General features: G+C 42.8%; 10 protein-coding genes. 9 read left to right on the plus strand and 1 reads right to left on the minus strand.

What is annotated here, in order from left to right; genetic code table 11:
- Window positions 1–863: 863 nt before the first annotated feature.
- A complete protein-coding gene (locus B3C94_RS02495; protein WP_293898449.1) occupies window positions 864–1,256 on the plus strand; it encodes a Rid family hydrolase in 393 nt (130 codons plus the stop codon).
- Window positions 1,257–1,463: 207 nt separating this feature from the next.
- Here the strand turns inward: B3C94_RS02495 and B3C94_RS02500 are convergent, their stop codons facing one another.
- Window positions 1,464–2,372 (minus strand): DJ-1/PfpI family protein, encoded by a 909-nt coding sequence (locus tag B3C94_RS02500; protein WP_293898452.1) that lies wholly within the window; start codon window positions 2,370–2,372, stop codon window positions 1,464–1,466.
- Between the two features lie 309 nt (window positions 2,373–2,681).
- Here B3C94_RS02500 and B3C94_RS02505 point away from each other — a divergent pair, with 309 nt between their 5' ends.
- The 8 genes from B3C94_RS02505 (at window position 2,682) to B3C94_RS02540 (ending at window position 18,207) form a co-directional block, all read left to right on the plus strand.
- Window positions 2,682–3,275 (plus strand): RNA polymerase sigma factor, encoded by a 594-nt coding sequence (locus tag B3C94_RS02505; RefSeq protein ID WP_293898455.1) that lies wholly within the window; start codon window positions 2,682–2,684, stop codon window positions 3,273–3,275.
- Between the two features lie 89 nt (window positions 3,276–3,364).
- A complete protein-coding gene (locus B3C94_RS02510; RefSeq protein WP_293898458.1) occupies window positions 3,365–4,450 on the plus strand; it encodes a FecR family protein in 1,086 nt (361 codons plus the stop codon).
- A 67-nt stretch (window positions 4,451–4,517) separates the two neighbouring features.
- Complete coding sequence (locus B3C94_RS02515; RefSeq protein ID WP_293898461.1) at window positions 4,518–7,559, plus strand: SusC/RagA family TonB-linked outer membrane protein; 3,042 nt, start codon at window positions 4,518–4,520, stop codon at window positions 7,557–7,559.
- An 11-nt stretch (window positions 7,560–7,570) separates the two neighbouring features.
- Window positions 7,571–9,262, plus strand: coding sequence for a RagB/SusD family nutrient uptake outer membrane protein (locus B3C94_RS02520; RefSeq protein WP_293898464.1), 1,692 nt, complete (start codon window positions 7,571–7,573; stop codon window positions 9,260–9,262).
- Between the two features lie 11 nt (window positions 9,263–9,273).
- Window positions 9,274–11,274: an FAD-dependent oxidoreductase gene (locus B3C94_RS02525; protein ID WP_293898467.1), complete on the plus strand. Its 2,001-nt coding sequence runs from the start codon at window positions 9,274–9,276 to the stop codon at window positions 11,272–11,274.
- 4 nt (window positions 11,275–11,278) lie between these two features.
- The gene (locus tag B3C94_RS02530; protein ID WP_293898470.1) at window positions 11,279–12,928 is read left to right on the plus strand and encodes an FAD-dependent oxidoreductase; all 1,650 of its coding nucleotides are present in this window, start codon (window positions 11,279–11,281) and stop codon (window positions 12,926–12,928) included.
- Between the two features lie 29 nt (window positions 12,929–12,957).
- Window positions 12,958–14,799 (plus strand): carbon starvation CstA family protein, encoded by a 1,842-nt coding sequence (locus B3C94_RS02535; protein ID WP_293898473.1) that lies wholly within the window; start codon window positions 12,958–12,960, stop codon window positions 14,797–14,799.
- Between the two features lie 324 nt (window positions 14,800–15,123).
- On the plus strand, window positions 15,124–18,207 hold the full coding sequence (locus tag B3C94_RS02540) for a SusC/RagA family TonB-linked outer membrane protein (protein ID WP_293898476.1): 3,084 nt from the start codon (window positions 15,124–15,126) through the stop codon (window positions 18,205–18,207).
- Window positions 18,208–18,213 lie beyond the last annotated feature (6 nt).

Consider the following 18,213-nt stretch of genomic DNA (forward strand, 5'->3'; position numbering starts at 1 on the left):
CATCTGTACCCCTTTAAAAGAGAAGATCCGAAGTTTGTGTAGAGGTTGATTGTGTGCGGTCATGATTTAATAAGTTTATGGTTGATGATTGAAATAATTACATGGTTTTTAAATTTATTTGGTTATTTTTTATTTTTACGTCTGATATTTTTGATTTTTATTGTAAAATAATCTTTAATGTGTTTATTTATTGGTTGTAATCCATTAAACAAACACTTTATTTAAGTGTTTATTTTGTTTATAAGCAATTTTTAATATAATAATGATTTTTTTATTGTTTAAACTATGTATTTTATTAAAATGTATAATCAAATCTAATAAAAATATGATATAAATCATATTTTTATAACATTATAATGGTTTTATGTTTCATTTATTTGGTTTGTTTTGGTATTTTGTTTGATTTTGTTTAGTGAAAATGTTTTTTTATGATTTTTTTATATAAAATGCCTCTTGTTTTTGGAATTTTGTTGGTTTAAAAACTTTAAAGTGAGGTTTTATGATGATTTTTGGATAAAAAGTACAAAAATTATCTAAATAACCTTAACAAACGGCTAGAAGATGCAGAAGAAATGTGGATGGTCACACCGTTTTAGAAATATGAGCATCGCCAGTTAACTATGTGAAGTCCACACTAGACATGAGCAGTTAGGTTGCTAGCGTTGGGAGTATGAAAATTACGATATTTCGTAATTATTACCATTGCTCTCTTGTTTATAAAAGTCTGTATAATAATATATTAAATTTTATGGTATCCTTCTTGGTAGATAAAATGCGATTGTAGATTAGGAGATGGAAAAATTTTCGCTCAGTAAACTACATCCGTGTAATTGTATAAATCATAATACTTTAAAATTCAAAAGATGTCAAACAAAAACAAAAAAGCAGAGGGCTTTGGAATGCCCTGGGAGGAAATTTATGGTTACTCACAAGCGATTAAAAAAGGAAATACAGTTTGGATTTCGGGTCAGCTTGGTCACAATGAAAAAGGCGAGTTGCCGGAAGGAATGGATGCACAGATGAAACAGACATATGTCAATATCAAAGAACTGTTGTCTAGATTTGGGATGAGCATGGAAAATGTTGTTGAAGAAGTTATATATACTATGGATATGACTACAGCATTTGACGCTAGAAAGAATTTTAAAGCAGATTTTTATGCGGATCCTAAAATGGTTGCCAGCACTATGGTCGGCGTAACTGGGCTTGCATTACCCGGTCAATTGGTAGAAATAAAGATTGTTGCAACTGAATAATCAGGTATTGATTATAATAGGGGTATACTTCACTTTTAGCATTTTGTTAATGGTATAGAGATTTGCCGGCGAGAAGTTCTTCACTGTGCTCTGCATATGGGGACTAAATCAGAATGCTGCAGCTGGTGGAATTGATGAACATGCAGAGCGTCCTTAGCGAAATGGTATTAGCATCTTGCGAAAAGTGAAGGAACAATTCGGTTGCCGCTAGGTGCTATTTTTAGCATCACCTCCTGCAGGTTTTTCTACTTTTGATTTTTCATTGGCGAGAAGTTCATCTGCGCAAAGTTTCCCAAATTTATCGGCCGCTAATGGGCTATCCGCAGTAATCAATTTTCTGTCAACGTGACAATCGCCAGCAATTTTTTTATTCAAAATTTCAACCCCAAGTTGTTTGAGTTTTTCGCCATAAAACCAAGGCATCTCACCCGGCTGATAGCCACTTTCCGGCAAAGTCTTATCCATTTCATCCGGAAACGAATTGATCTGATACCCCTTAAACGGAAACTCGGTGTCTCCACAATCTGCTACGCTTAAGAGCGCTGCCGGACCATGGCAGATAGCTAATAGATATTTATCTTCACCTACTGCCCATTTGATAAGTTCTTTTACATCGTTATTTTCGGGTAATCCAAGCATTGCGCCATGCCCGCCCGGGATAAAAACGGCAACGTAGTCAACATATCCTTTGTTCGTGTCAGTTATAAAATCCCTTAGGTTGTGCGGGTTTGAAAATTGAGTATTATACTTGTCGAGGATTTTACCGATATTTTCATCTTCATACGGCATAGCCCACATTTCAAATTTTACAGAAGCACCGGTTGGTGTATAGAAATCCACCTCAAATCCCGCCTGCTCGAAATGAAGAATGGGAACCAGTGTTTCGACCGGATGATTACCCGTTGAAAATTTCTTTCCATTTTTCATTGTCATATACCGTTCCTCGGTACAAAGCACAAGAATCTTTTTCCGGGTGTCCTTGTTGATATCACTGTACTTTTTTTTGCTGTAAGTTGTTTTGGTCGTAACCATCGTCTTTCTTGAAAAAAAAGAAGGTTCGTAACCAATGCCGTCAAATACGGATTCTTTGCTTAAATCGTTTGAAAATATTGACATAGTAGTATTGTTTATAGTTTGTAATTCGTGCTCTTGATAAGCTTCGAATGTCAAACTTTCTACATTTTATAAATCTTTAAGAGATAACAATATCAAAACCCATGCTGTTTCGCCAAAAAAATATTTTTGAAAAACAGCACTCGATGGAGGTGCGAGAATCATGGAGCGCTCACTGTAATCGATGGAATAAAAGAAGCAAACCGATTCGTAGGAAAGATAAAATTTTATTTGGGGTACCAATGATTTTGATTTAGTAAATTTATCACTATATTAAGTTCGTCGTTCGTACCAATTATAAGAATTTGCCAAATGAAATCTCCTAAAGAAGCTGCTACACTGGAAAAACTTAAAAATGGAGACCTAAATTCGTTTAATGAAATTTATTTCCATTATTCGCCAAAAATCTATATTAGATTGATCAAATTGGTGAAAAATCAAACTATTGCAGAAGAAATCTTACAAGAAGTATTTACTAAAATATGGCTCCAACGTGAAAAGATTGACCCTAATAAGGGATTTGTCTCATTTCTCAATCATATTTCGGATAATTTGGCCATGGATTTTTTTCGAAAAGTACAAAGAGACAAGGCTCTTCAATTGGAAATATGGGCTTCGGCAATAGAACTGTATTATCATACCGAAGAAAAACTGTTTTTCAAAGATAAACAGCAGATGTTGACCAATGCAATCGACTCCCTGAGCCCCAAACGAAAGAAGATTCTGTTGCTCAATAAATTTGAAGACAAAAGTTATAAAGAAATCGCCGATTTATTGGGGATTTCAGTCTCTACAGTGAGTAATCAACTCGTAAGTGCACTCAAAGATATCAAAGAATATATTCAAAAAAATTACCGAGATGAGTATATAATCAGTCTTTTTGCAGCCTTTTTATTTAAGCTATAAAAAAAAATCAAAATGCAATAGTGTGATTCTCTTTGCCAAACGTATAGAGTAACAAATACAGCAATGTATTGAACTAATTATAGAAAATTTTGAAAGAGCAATCCTTTAAAGATCAATTGTTGGCGTATATTCACAACCGTTTGGATGCGCAGTATTATGAGTCATTTTTTGACGAAATGGCCGATATGGATACTGCAATTCTGGAACTGTGGATCACTGAGATACTTGATCAGGATGAAGAACAAGTATTACAACAAATTCCCTTACCAGATCTAAGCCTGGTTCATCGGAAAGTGCTCGATCATATCTATGCCGTAGATCCGCCCAAGCCTAAGCTAATCCAGAGAATAAGCCCGTGGACCTGGGCTTCATGTGCCGCCGTGCTACTCTGTGTGCTTTCGGTTCTCTTTTTGAGAAATTTATCAACCTCAACAAAAGAACAGGTCACCTGGTATGAAAATAAAAATGCTTATACGATCAATGCTCAGCTTCCTGATAGCACGACTGTTATACTTTATCCTCATGCAAAAATTGGATTTGAATATAATGGCCAAGGCCACCGGGATGTAAAGCAAGTGCAAGGGCGAGTTATTTATAACGTACACAAAAACAAAAATGCGCCTTTTCAAGTCAATTACAGAGGATATTTGACCACCGCCTTGGGGACAATATTTAGTGTAGACCCCAAGGATGCCGATCATGTACTGATAAAACTAATGGAGGGCAAAATCTCTGTCGGATCAGTTACAGCGGATAGCCGCAATCTAATATACCTCAGACCAAAAGAGGAAGTATTGGTTAACTTAAAACTGCAGCAGATGATTAAGTATTCTGAGCCTGAATTGACAAAATCTCAGCCTGCTCGTGTGGATAAAGAGTTAAGAAAACTCATTCCACATCTAACCACCGCCAATGTCGAATGGACCAATCAGTCTGTCAAATTTAACCAAACCAAAAACGTTCAACTCTTAAGAGTAATCGAAAGCCTTTATGATGTTTCGATTGTATGCGATAATCCTGATTTGCTCAACAGTTCCTTTACAGGAAGTTTAAATAGCAAAGAATCGCTAGCCAATTTTTTGACAAGCTTCTGTCAATTGAACGGTTGTACATTCCAAGTGAACAATGGTATTGTCAACATCAGTAATTCGGGAAGAAAGGAGGACGTACAGTAGGAGAGAGTCAACCCAACGCGGAAAAATAAACCAATATATAAATCAGAATAACCAACTGTAAACAATTATGAAGCATATTCTAATCAAATTAATGCTCGTGGGATTGCTATTTCCATACTTTTCTGTAGGATTTGCGCAATCAAACCTGAAAGTAAATGGTAAAATAGTAGACAACGAAGGGAATACATTACCCGGTGCAACTATTGATCTTGTCCACGAGAAGAGCAGCAAAAAGCTCCATTTTGTGGCCGATAACAACGGATTGTTTGTTTTAACGCCACTTGTAGCTGGCGAAAATTATACGATCTATGCACACCATCTCGGTTACGATACCGATTCTGTTAAGCATTTTGTGGCAACGGCTACCAGCAAAAACACAGTGCTTATCCGTCTGAAACCTCACACCGGAATGATAGATGAAGTTGTCGTCGTCGGTTATGGTGTTCAGAAAAAGGTCAATTTGACGGGCGCTGTTTCCGCCGTATCGGGTGAAGATCTGAATAATAGACCCGCTGGGCAAACTTCGTCAGCCCTACAGGGCATGGCCTCGGGAGTAACCGTGACGCAGCGTTCTGGTAAGCCGGGGTCGGACGGTGCGGATATCCGTATTCGCGGTATCGGTACACTTGGCAACGCCGCGCCTTTAGTACTAATTGATGGGATTGAAGGCTCCATCAATAATATCGACCCCAATTTAATAGAGAATATTTCAATATTAAAAGATGCCGCATCGGCGTCGATCTATGGGTCGAGAGCTGCCAATGGTGTTATCTTGGTCACGACAAAAAGGGGAAGTTCTGATAAGGTCGCTATTGCCTACAATAATTATTTTGGTTGGCAGTCCGCAACCAATATGCCCAAAATCGTCAATGCCCTAGATCATATGCTGCTGACGAACGAAGCGTATACCAATGTTGGTGCGAGTCCATTGTATCCAGAAGATATCATTGCCGCCTACCGTAGTCAGGGCAACGGTAGTTCGGACGAGTATCCCAATACTGATTGGCAAAAGGAATCCTTGCAGGGCAATGGATTTCAGCAAAGCCATTTTCTGACAGTCAATGCAGGCACAAACAAAGTTAAAATGCTGACTTCGGTCGGTTATTTCGACCAGAAGGGCTTGACACTGAATAGTTCGTTTAAGCGCTATACCATCCGCAACAACGTGGATGTTAAATTCTCAGATCAGCTCGCTGTTAAATTTGACTTTCAATACGTCAATCCGATCGTCACCTCACCGGCAGCGAGCATCGAAGAACTTTTTCAGTGGATGAGCAGTATTCCCGCCAATCAATCCTTCAGAAATTCCAATGGTACCTGGGGATTGGGCTGGAATGGTAATAATCCCGTCTCGGCCGCGGCTGATGGTGGTGTTGCTACCAACAAAAGTCCATTTGGCAGTATCAATGCATCATTGATCTACAGACCCAAAGAATGGTTGACCGCCGAGGTCAATTATGCACCTAAATATGCGACACAGGTAAATAAGAATTTCCGAAAAGCAGTACAATCCTATTTTCCAGATGGTACGCCGAGCTTCTCGGTCCCTGTGCGGACAGCACTTACGCAATACAATAGCCAAGAACTTTTTAATAATATGCGGGCGACCCTTACGCTAAACAAAGATTTTGGTCCGCATCAGCTGAAAGCATTGATTGGTGGTTCGCGTGAAGACTACAAAATTGACTACTCCCAGGGTTTTAGAGACACCTACGTTCTCCCTGACTATGAAGTGCTAAATGCCGGTTCGGCACTGAATCAGTCAGCTACAGGTAGTGCCTCCGAGTGGGCGTTACAATCTTTATTTTCCCGCATCAATTACGTTTTCAGAGATCGTTATCTTTTGGAACTCAATGCACGCTACGATGGTTCGTCCAGGTTTGCCAAAGGTAATCGCTATGGCTTTTTCCCGTCGGCGTCTGCCGGATGGCGTTTTTCTGAGGAGCAGTTCCTAACAGCATCCAAGGGCTGGCTTACAGAGGGAAAAATCAGGGCGTCATGGGGTAAACTGGGAAACCAGAATATCGGTACCTATCCAGCCGTGGCCTCTTTAAACCTAGGTTCTTACACATTGGGCAATGGCATCGTCAATACGGCAGCGCTAAATGATATGTCCAATCCTGATATTACATGGGAGTCTACCGAAGAGAAAAATATCGGAATTGATCTTACCTTATTTAAGCGATGGACTATTACCGCAGATCTATACAACAGAAAAACCAGTGATATATTATTACAGCTGGACATCCCGCTCATCATTGGTTTGAATAAGCCTTATCAAAACGCAGGCGTCGTTGAAAATAAAGGGTGGGAGCTTTCCATGGGCTATCGAAGCGATCCGGCCAAAGACTTTAAATATAATTTTACATTCAACCTCTCTGATGTCAAAAACAAAGTGCTGGATATGCGGGGAATCAATCAGACTGGTCTAACGGTTAATCGGGAAGGCTACCCAATTAATTCGATCTTTGGCTATGTTTCGGAAGGCTTTTTCCAGACTGCCGACGAAGTGAAAGCACATGCCACACAGTTTGGTACCTTGGCGCCGGGTGACCTCAAATACCGTGATCAAAATGGCGATGGCGTAGTTAATGAGTCCGATAAGGTCATTATCGGGAGTACCATTCCAAGATATACCTATTCGCTCAACTCCAATTTTAGTTTCAAAGGGTTCGACCTCAGTTTTCTGTTGCAGGGTGTGGGGAAAGCCGATGGCTACCTCTACGGGGCCGGTATACAGCCTTTTACAACAACGGGAGCAATTGGCGGAACGATCCGTGAGGACAATAAAGACCGATGGACGCCTGACAATACTACGGCTAAATATCCGCGGCTCGCTTTCGGACAGAATAATAACCAGCAGTCCTCCCAATTCTGGATGAAAAATGCCGCCTATCTTCGTCTGAAAAATTTACAGTTCGGTTATACCTTTCAGGCTGAGCTGCTAAAGTCTATCGGACTGAATAAACTTCGGATATTTGTTAATGGTTCAAACTTATTCAGCGTAGATAAATTTTGGGACGGCTATGACGTCGAAGCACCAGTAGGTTATGGCAACTTTTACCCACAGGTAAAGGTGTATTCTTTTGGATTGGATATCACATTATAAACTTGGCTTGTATGAAAACTCTAAATAAACTCGCGTTATATATGCTGTCGATCGCAGTTCTCCTTTTGGTGGGTGCATGCGAAAAATACCTGGACAGATCTCCCTTGGATGGCCCTTCGGACGAAAATTATTTCAAAAATCAGGATGAGCTGACATTGGTTGTCAATGGTTTGTACAGTGCCTTGGCATTTCACCCTACGGACGACATGCCCATTAATCTCACACTTGATGATGCCACCGATATTGGCTGGGACCGTAATACCTCTGATCTACAGGCTGTGGGAAGAGGAGACCACGATAGTAACAATGGCTACATCCGGAATATCTGGACCAATTCTTATAAGGTCATTGGCAAATGTAATTTCATCCTGGATAATATCCAAAAGTTGGATGGAAAGATGGATGCCAACCTCCAAAAGCGTTATAAAGCCGAGACACAGTTTATCCGGGCTTTTGTCTACCAATATCTGATCGATTACTTTGGCGGAGTGCCCCTGGTAACGAGTGGCCTAAGCCTTGCTGATGCGAATGTTCCGAAAACATCGCAGGCTGAAATTGCTAGCTTCGTCCTCAAAGAACTTGATGAAGCTGCAGCTATTTTGCCAGTTAGCTATGGTTCGTCAGATATTGGACGTGCGACCAAAGGGGCTGCATTGGCCATACGCGCTCGGGCAGCACTTAATAATGGACTTTGGGAAGAAGCAGCACGTTCGGCCAAAGAAGTCATGGACCTGAAAGTATATGCCTTACACGCTGATTTCAGCCAATTATTTACCTATGATGGGCAGGCTTCCAAGGAGATTATTTTTGCTTTTCAATATTTACGGTTACAAAAAACAAAGACCCACAGTGCTACGCGCGGATTTCTGTCGCGCAATGCACAAGGGACTTCCAACAAAATTCCGTCGCAATCCATTGTTGATAGCTATCTCTGTACCGACGGATTGGCCATTGACAAATCTTCCAGATTTGATCCTAAAAAACCATTCGCCAATCGCGATCCGCGTTTGGGATACACCATTGCGCTCCCTGGTACCACATTTTTTGGTTTTCAGTTTGAGACCCATAAGGATAGCATAACCTGCTGGAACTACACATACAATACGTCGACGGCAGTACGTATCCAAAATCAGGATGCGATCAATGCTTATGCGACCTTTTCTGGTTATTGTTGGAAAAAATATGTCGATATGAAGGACAAGGACTTTACCATGGAGTCGGAGTTAAATATTATTCAGAGCCGATATGCAGAAGTGTTGTTGATCTACGCTGAGGCGATGATCGAAAACAATAAGATCGACCAAACCGTCTATGACGCAATCAACAGCATCAGGCAGCGCCCTAGCGTCGATATGCCAGCGATCGCGAGTAATAAAACACAAGCTGAGCTGCGCGAGATTGTACGTAAAGAAAGACTTTACGAACTAGCCAATGAAGGCTTTCGTCTAGTCGATTTGAGACGTTGGAAACTGGCCGATAAATTTATGAATTCGACGCTCTATGGCCGCATTCCAAAAGGCTTGCTGGCCAATGCGCCGACGATCGATGCGGATAATTACGTGAATTATAAAAATGTCACTAATCAGAAAGACATGCGGGTTATCGAACTCCGAAAGTTCGATCCCGGCAAGAATTACCTTTGGCCGATCCCGAATATTGAAATTGTAACCAATAAAAACCTGGAACAAAATCCAGGCTATTAAATCCGAAGATGATGAAAAAGACACTCCTAATGACCCTTGGACTTTTGACGATGTTTTGGCATTTAGTCAAAGGGCAAACCGACAGACAGGTAGATCTATGTATTTATGGCGCCACCTCAGCCGGCGTAATAGCCGCCTACACCGCTTCACAGGCCGGAAAATCAGTACTACTGATCGATCCTGGTACACGGGTGGGCGGGCTCAGCTCCGGTGGATTGGGGCAGACGGATATCGGAAATAAATATGTCGTCACGGGGCTCGCACTTGATTTTTATCGCAAAATGGGAAAGCACTATGGCGGTTTTGAACAATGGATTTTTGAACCCAAGGTAGCCGAATCTATTTTTAAGGACTATCTGGCACATTCTGGCACACAAATGCTAATGGGACATCGCTTGATAGCTGTAAAGACCGACAACCGATCGATTAAAAATATTTCGCTGCTTCCAAGCGAGAGCAGGAATGGGAAAAAGACCACTGTCAGCGCCAAAATGTTTATGGACTGCAGCTACGAGGGCGACCTCATGGCCAAAGCTGGCGTATCCTACCACGTAGGGCGAGAGTCGAATAGCACTTATGGCGAGACAATTAATGGTGTACAATTGCTAGATGGTCATCAGTTTCCAGATGGTGTGGATCCCTACAAGAAAAAAGGTGATCCTAAGAGTGGTATTTTATGGGGGATCAATTCGGAGCCTTTAAAACAAAATGGAACGGGAGATGCCAAGGTTCAAGCCTATAATTATCGCATCACATTGACTAATGTCCCTGAAAATAGAATAGCAATCACCAAACCCCACAATTACGACGCAACCAAATATGAACTCTTAAAGCGCCAAAAGGAGATACAGCCTTGGAAGAGTATCCAGGACGTATTTATCTGGAGTCTGATGCCCAATGGAAAGACTGATATCAATAACAGGAATGGATTTTCCACGGATATGATTGGCATGAACTGGCGTTATCCCGAAGCCGATTATTTCGAACGGAAAGAGATTGTTCAGGCCCATGAAGATTACACCAAAGGTCTGTTATATTTTGTTGCCACCGATAGTTCAGTACCAGAGGCGATCCGAAGCGAATTTCAAAAATGGGGATACCCCAAAGATGAATATCTTGACAATAGCCACTGGTCCCCACAATTATATATCCGCGAAGCCCGAAGGATGATTGCTGATGTCGTCATGACCCAAGACCACTGTCAGGGTCGTGCGCTAGTCGCCGATGGCGTAGGCTATGCTGCGTATACCATGGACTCGCACAACTGCGATCGTGTGATTGTGAATGGCATGGTCAAAAACGAGGGCAATGTTGAGGTCGGTGGTTTCGCCCCCTTTCCGATTTCCTATAGGGCCATTGTGCCCAAAAAAGAAGAAATCAACAATCTTATTGTCCCCGTATGTCTTTCGGCAAGTCACATCGCCTTTGGTTCCATCCGCATGGAGCCCGTATTTATGGTATTGGGGCAATCTGGTGCTGTGGCCGCTTGCGAAGCAATAGACAACAAAATAGCCGTTCAAGATGTTGATATAAAACGCTTAACGAAAATATTGCGTGACAATCCGAAAGCAGATGGCCGGATGGCCGATTATATTATTCACGTCGAAAATAAAGATCAAGTGATGTTGAAAGGAGCTTGGCACGTCTCTTCAAAAAAGGGCTATGGTATGAGTTATCAGGAAGTGGATAGCGATCTCGCTGCTGTCGCACGTTTTACACCTGGAAAAGATTTTGCCGCGGGGAAGTATAAACTTTATAGCTATTTTCCAAAAACTGCCGAAAGCACGGAAGCCGGAAAATTCATCATTCATACCGGAAAGACAAGGATCGAAAAAAATATAAATTTCAAGGAGGTCAATATTCTCGGACAGACAACCAGTACCTGGGTAGCACTCGGTGAATATGAATTTGAAAACGGAGGCAACAAGCCTTATGTTGAGATTTTGCCAGCCGCAAAAGGCGTTCTGGCCGCAAATGCATTATTGTGGGTTCCGGTTACCGATCAAAATTAGACGTATGAAAAAGACTAAAGTGGCTTTAAAATTAATGCTTGTTTTCGCTTTTCTACAGGCTGAAGCGCAGCATTTAACCAAAAAGGTAGATGTTTTGGTTTATGGAGGAACTCCTGCGGCGATTACTGCCGCATTGCAAGTGAAGCAGGCCGGTAAGTCTGTAATCATCTTATCGCCCGATGAGCATTTAGGAGGTTTAAGTTCGGGCGGACTTGGTTTTACTGATACCGGCAATAAAGCAGTTATTGGTGGCCTCGCCAAGAAATTCTACCAAGACGTATACAATCACTATTCGGAAGAATCGAGCTGGAACTGGCAGTCCCGGACGTCCTTTGGCAATCGGGGGCAGGGCACCGTCGCGATGGACAGTGCGCATGGGACGATGTGGATCTTTGAGCCTCATGTCGCCGAGCGTATTTTTGATGCCTGGGTGCGCGATCATCAGATTGATGTGGTCCGTGGAGCTTATTTAGATCGGCAGGAAAGTGCCATTCAAAAAGAATCCACATCCATCAAATCGATTAAGACCTTAGACGGAACAGTCTACGAAGCGAAGATATTTATTGATGCCACTTATGAAGGTGATCTGATGGCGCTGGCTAAGGTAAGTTATACGATCGGGCGGGAGGCCAACCAGACTTATGGGGAGCAGTGGAACGGTGTACAGACGGGAGTCTTTCAGCACCGGCATCATTTTATTGCGCAGATTAGTCCCTATAAACGTGAAGGCGATCCGGGAAGTGGCCTGGTATTCGGCGTTTCTGCAGAAGATCCCGGGCAATATGGCGCAGCAGACCAGAAGCTGCAGGCCTATTGCTTCCGCATGTGCCTGACCAATGATGCGCGCAATCGGAAGGCCTTTGCTAAGCCTGTTGGCTACGATCCACAGCACTATATTCTTCTGCAACGATTATTCCGTGCCGGCTGGGACGAAGCCTTTCAAAAATTTGATCTGGTGCCCAATCATAAGACCGATGCCAACAACCATGGTCCGTTCAGCACAGATTTTATTGGGATGAATTATGGTTATCCCGAAGCGAGCTATGCCGAACGCAAATCCATTATCGAAGCCCATCGTCGGTATCAGCAGGGCTTATATTATTTTATGGCCAATGATCCTTCGGTTCCAACGGCAATCAGGACAAAGATGGCCGATTGGGGACTTGCAAAAGATGAATTTCAAGATAATGACAATTGGCCTTTTCAATTGTATATACGTGAAGCGAGGCGGATGCTTGGACAATATGTGACGACCGAGCATGATATTTTAGGGAGGAACAAGGTAGAAAATCCGATTGGCATGGGCTCCTATACGTTGGATTCCCACAATGTACAACGCTATGTGACCAAAGAAGGATATGTTCAAAATGAAGGTGATATCGGTGTTCACGTACCACGGCCTTATGCTATTTCCTATGGATCGATCATCCCAAAGAGCGATGAATGTACAAATTTGCTTGTCCCTGTCTGCGTATCCAGTTCACATATTGCCTTTGGTTCAATTCGTATGGAGCCCGTATTTATGGTGCTGGGTCAGAGTGCTGGTGCCGCTGCAGTATTGGCACTTGATCATGATCATGTTGTGCAGCATGTCGATTACGGGCTATTAAAAAAGGAGCTGTTGAAAGCAGGACAAGTATTGGAACAAAAATAATATATTGCGTTAGAATTATACTTAGATATATGATGGATTTGGCTAATATGAATGCCCTCACGCTGGTATTTGCGTCAATTTTAATTTTTGCGCTCGCATACCGCTTTTACGGAATTTTCATGGCGCAGAAAGTGCTACGTCTCAACGATGCGGTAGCGACTCCAGCGGTCGAGTTTGCTGATGGCCATGATTACGTTAGGACGGACCGTAAGGTCTTGTTTGGGCATCATTTTGCCGCAATAGCCGCGGCAGGGCCATTGGTAGGTCCGGTTCTGGCTGCACAGTTTGGTTATCTTCCTGGGGCACTTTGGATTTTGATCGGCTGTGTCCTGGGCGGTGGAGTGCATGATATGGTTGTCCTGTTTGCTTCTGTACGGCACAAAGGGCAGAGTCTTGCTACCATAGCGTCCAAGGAGATCGGCCCCGTTGTCGGGGGTATAGCCGGTATAGCCGTTCTGTTTATTCTGATCCTCACTTTGGCCGGTCTATCCCTGGCCTGCATCAGCGCCATGCACGAAGCCCCCTGGTCCTTATTTACCATTATTCTGACTATGCCAATTGCGATATTTATGGGACTCTTGATGCGGTATAAAACAGGGTCTGTTACATTGGCTAGTGTTTTGGGGGGAATTTTATTGATCGTTGGCATCATTGCGGGGCATCGTCTGATGGAGATTCCGATCGTTCATAACCTGTTCGATTGGGATGTGAAGACCATTTCAATCGCGATTGCTGTTTACGGATTTTTAGCTTCGGTCTTACCCATCTGGCTGCTTCTGGTACCACGCGATTACCTTTCCACTTATCTTAAGATCGGTACGATCCTGATGCTGGCCGTAGGCATTGTGTTTGTGCATCCGATCATACAGATGCCAGCGTTGACCGAATTTATCCACGGCGGCGGACCTGTAATTGGTGGACCTGTACTGCCATTTATCTTTATCGTGATCGCTTGCGGTGCAATTTCGGGTTTTCATGCTATTATTGCCACTGGAACTACGCCTAAGATGCTGGGAACCGAAAGGGAGATTCTTTTTGTGGGCTATGGTGCAATGCTGGTGGAGGGATTTGTTGCCTTAATGGCATTGATCGCTGCCTGTACCTTACTGCCGGGCGACTATTTTGCGATCAACACACCAGTCAGTGACTACGCACATTTTTTGGCACAACATCCCGAATTAAAAGCGGTAGATCTGCAGCATTTTTCAGATCGGATAGGAGTAGACCTTCACGGCCGTACGGGGGGCGCCGTCTCATTGGCCGTCGGGATGGCCCATATTTTTGATAAGGTTCCTTTTATGGACAATGTGATGGCTTATTGGTATAATTTTGCTATCATGTTTGAAGCCGTGTTTATTCTCACAGCTATCGATGCCGGTACGCGGGTCGGACGGTTCTTTTTGCAGGAAATGCTGGGTAATGTCTTTCCGGCATTCAAAGATAAGGATTGGAAACCGGGCGTTTGGTTATGCAGTGCTATTTTTACTTTTTCATGGGGCTATCTTGTTTTTACGGGAAATGTAAGCAGTATCTGGCCGCTATTTGGAATCAGCAACCAGCTGTTGGCTGCCTGTGGGCTTATTGTCTGTACGACAATGCTTATTCGGATGAATCGGGGGAAATATGCCTTAATTACGGCAATTCCGGGTGTATTTATGGCTGGGATTACCTTTTGGGCTGGCTATCTACAGGTCACGGATATTTATTTGCCCAAGGGACAGCTGCTATTGGCTTCATTGGCGATATTGGCTATGCTTTTGATGCTGCTTGTGTTTATAGGTACGTTCCGTAAATGGTATCAGTTATTTAAAACTGAGGCTAAATTTATCGACCAAAATGGAGAATCTGTCAAGGAATTGGTTGACCGTTAAGGGGAAGTTTCAAATCACACTCAAAATTATAATTAAGCTTTTTTAATTTCTTATTTATTACTTTTTAAATTAAAAAGTAATAAATAGGTTATTTAAATACCTTTTTTTGCGGATTTTTATTACTCTTAAATTATATTGTAAGTTTTTTAATAGGAAATTTGTTCCTAATTAAGTGCTATGTTGGGTGCTAAATGAACCGTGATTTTCGATAACGTTACCGCTACTTTATCCGGTTAAAGTGTTGGATTTTTAGGCTTTTAGATCTTTCTTTGGGTTATAACGCAATTGAATAAACTAAAAATCTTAACCCTAAATGGATAAATTATGATAGTTCATATCCACAGTAATCCAACATTTTCAGTAGGCACGATGCTGAGCTGTCTCTTCCTTTGGACAGGTCTCGCTTCGGCACAGACTACAACAATACAGGGACGTGTCACCAATGCGACCGATCATACCGCATTGGAAGGTGTAACGATCACTAATCTGAGTATGACTGCTGCAGCACGGACAGACAAACAGGGAAATTTTAATATCAGAGCGAATGCAGGGGATAGGCTCAAAGTTTCGCTGCTGGGTTTTAAGACAGTCGAAGTTGCTGTTCCCTCCACGGGTAATCTCCAGATAGCACTTAACGAAGAAAGTCGACAGATTGATGAAGTGGTGGTTACCGCGTTGGGTATCAAACGTCAGACCAGGGGGCTGACCTATGCGACACAACAACTTGATGGAAGTGCAGTCAACGATGCCCGCGACAACAGTGGCAACGTGCTGAGTAGTCTGACGGGTAAAGTCGCGGGTGCTGTGGTGACTACGGCGGCTACAGGGCCCGGTGCCTCCGCCAAAGTAGTTTTGCGGGGCAACAAGTCCATTTCCGGTAATAACAATGCGCTAATCGTGGTAGATGGTGTACCTTATGATAATTCCAGTGCACAACAAGCTAGCGGAACAACCTACAATTATGGGACGAGCGATGGCGCTGCAAATATCAACCCGGACGATATAGAATCCATCAATGTGCTCAAAGGTCCTTCTGCTGCTGCACTATACGGTAGCAGGGCCGCCAATGGTGCCATATTGATTACAACTAAACAAGGTAAGGCTGGTCGGTATAATATTGATTACAATGGTAGTGCATCCTTGGATCAGGTCAACATGCTCAGTAAATTCCAGAATACCTACGGGCGGGGAAATGGAGGTGTCAGTGGTACAAATGTCGGGGAAAGCTGGGGACCACAAGGGCAAACCTATAAAAATAATGTCCGCGATTTCTTTGAAAATGCGACTTCCTTCAACAATAGCATTAGCACTTACGGAGGGACGGAAAAAGTGCAGGGTTATGTTTCTTATACAAACAATAAAATTGGAGGCATTATTCCTGGTAACGACTTGAAACGTAATAGCTTGAATCTTCGCGTCAATACGGAACTGATCCCAAAACTAAAAACAGATGTAAAACTCAATTACGTTAACCAGCAGATTGACAATCGTCCGCGTTTGGGTGATATGGGAATCCCGGTGGAAGTGTATGTGATGCCACGGGATATGGATAAGGCTGAACTTAAAGACTTTGAGGCTATTGATCCGGTTACCGGTGAGCCGCAACGGAAGTACTGGTCCGGTTCTGCTGTATACGACAATCCTTATTGGAGTACCAACCGCACCTCGGTCAATGAAGTACGCGATCGCATTACCGCATTGGGTTCGGCAACCTATCAGTTGACGGATTGGCTAAATGTAATGGGAAGGTTCAGTTATGATAAATACATTGATAAGACAACCGGATCATTCTACGCAGGTACTGTTTCTCTTGGCGATGTCCGTCCCGGAGGTAAATATTATGAAACACATGCGCGCTATCAGGAACGCAACTTTGATTTGTTGTTCAATGGAAATAATACACTTAACGAGGCGGTCAAAATCAGCTATAATGTGGGTGCAAGTTCCTTAAATCGGGAGTACAGTAGTTTTCAGAATATGGCTAATGGCCTGTCCGTACCAAATGAGTTTAGTCTAACGATGGCTACAACCCCAGAATTTCTATTGATCAATGGTTACCAACGACGTCTAAATTCGGTTTATGGAAGTGCACAGCTGGCCTTTTTTAATCATACCTTTCTCGATATGACAGCACGCAACGACTGGACGTCAACCTTAAAATCTCCACACAGTTATTTCTATCCCTCAGTCGGCGTATCCACTATTTTCAATGAATGGCTCAAGTTGCCAGCCTGGATCAGTTATGGCAAGCTAAGAGCTTCCTATACGCAGGTAGGTAACGATGCGAATCCCTATCTGCTTCAACAATTGTATTCTTTTGGGCTAGGTGCTGGAAAAGGATTTATCTCCCGTTCACCAATAAAGGCAATCCCAGAATTGAAACCTGAGCTGACCAAATCCTATGAAGCGGGGCTGGATATGAAATTCTTTGCCAACAGATTGGGGTTTGACCTGACGATGTACAAAAGTAATACAGTCAATCAGCTTTTGTTTCTTGGATTGCCAATGGCAAGCGGCTTTAGCAGGCAATACATCAATGCCGGAAATATAGCAAATAAGGGAATTGAAGTCCAATTAACTGCGACGCCTATAAAAAATGAAAAGCTAGAGTGGCAGACCACTTTCAATTTTGCAGCCAATACCAATAAAGTAATTGAACTGCACGAGCGGACAAAACGAGCAACGATTACCGAAAGTACCAAATATGCTTCTGTTGTCGTCAATGAAGGGGAGAAATACGGGGATCTTTACGGTTATAAATGGAAAAGGGATGCGGCGACAGGGAAATATGTGGTTGACGACAGCGGCTTGCCGGTGGTCGAAGCGAATCAAAAATTGGGCAATTTTAACCCCAAGGCCTTATTGGGCTGGTCTAATTCGGTCCGCTATAAGAATTTTACGGTCAATGCCTTAATTGATACACGTATTGGTGGTGAGATCGTATCGGGTACCTCAGCCTATCTAGCGGCTTTTGGAGTGGCTGATTATACCACCGATTACCGGGAAGGAGGTCTGCTGCTCGATGCCGTGGACGTGAGTGGCGCATCGAATACCAAGGCTATCACATCTCAGCAGCTTTGGACCCGAGTATCGCAGAACGGACGCGATGCCTGGGGAGAATTCTTTACCTATGATATGACCAATGTCCGCTTACGAGAACTATCTGTCAGTTATAAATTTAACCTCAAAAATACCGCCGCAATCAAAAGTGCACAGCTGATGCTGACGGGCCGCAACCTATTTTTCTTTTATCGTGGAAAATCCAAATTGGATATTCCGGGAATAGGCAAAACAGACAACCCCATAGATCCTGAAGCAGCATTGGGAGCGGGTAATTTTCAGGGAATTGAAGTGGGCTTGCCGCCGACTGTCCGTTCCTTTGGACTGAATGTTAAGTTAACTTTTTAAATCCTT

This window comes from Sphingobacterium sp. UBA5670 (assembly GCF_002420705.1).
In the GTDB taxonomy this organism is placed as follows: domain Bacteria; phylum Bacteroidota; class Bacteroidia; order Sphingobacteriales; family Sphingobacteriaceae; genus Sphingobacterium.

Bases quoted from the DNA above. Each gene is read 5' to 3' on its own strand.
- B3C94_RS02505 (WP_293898455.1), top strand. From the start codon at position 2,682: ATGAAATCTCCTAAAGAAGCTGCTACACTGGAAAAACTTAAAAATGGA.
- B3C94_RS02535 (WP_293898473.1), top strand. From the start codon at position 12,958: ATGATGGATTTGGCTAATATGAATGCCCTCACGCTGGTATTTGCGTCA.
- B3C94_RS02500 (WP_293898452.1), bottom strand. From the start codon at position 2,372: ATGTCAATATTTTCAAACGATTTAAGCAAAGAATCCGTATTTGACGGC.
- B3C94_RS02520 (WP_293898464.1), top strand. From the start codon at position 7,571: ATGAAAACTCTAAATAAACTCGCGTTATATATGCTGTCGATCGCAGTT.
- B3C94_RS02525 (WP_293898467.1), top strand. From the start codon at position 9,274: ATGAAAAAGACACTCCTAATGACCCTTGGACTTTTGACGATGTTTTGG.
- B3C94_RS02540 (WP_293898476.1), top strand. From the start codon at position 15,124: ATGATAGTTCATATCCACAGTAATCCAACATTTTCAGTAGGCACGATG.
- B3C94_RS02495 (WP_293898449.1), top strand. From the start codon at position 864: ATGTCAAACAAAAACAAAAAAGCAGAGGGCTTTGGAATGCCCTGGGAG.
- B3C94_RS02515 (WP_293898461.1), top strand. From the start codon at position 4,518: ATGAAGCATATTCTAATCAAATTAATGCTCGTGGGATTGCTATTTCCA.
- B3C94_RS02530 (WP_293898470.1), top strand. From the start codon at position 11,279: ATGAAAAAGACTAAAGTGGCTTTAAAATTAATGCTTGTTTTCGCTTTT.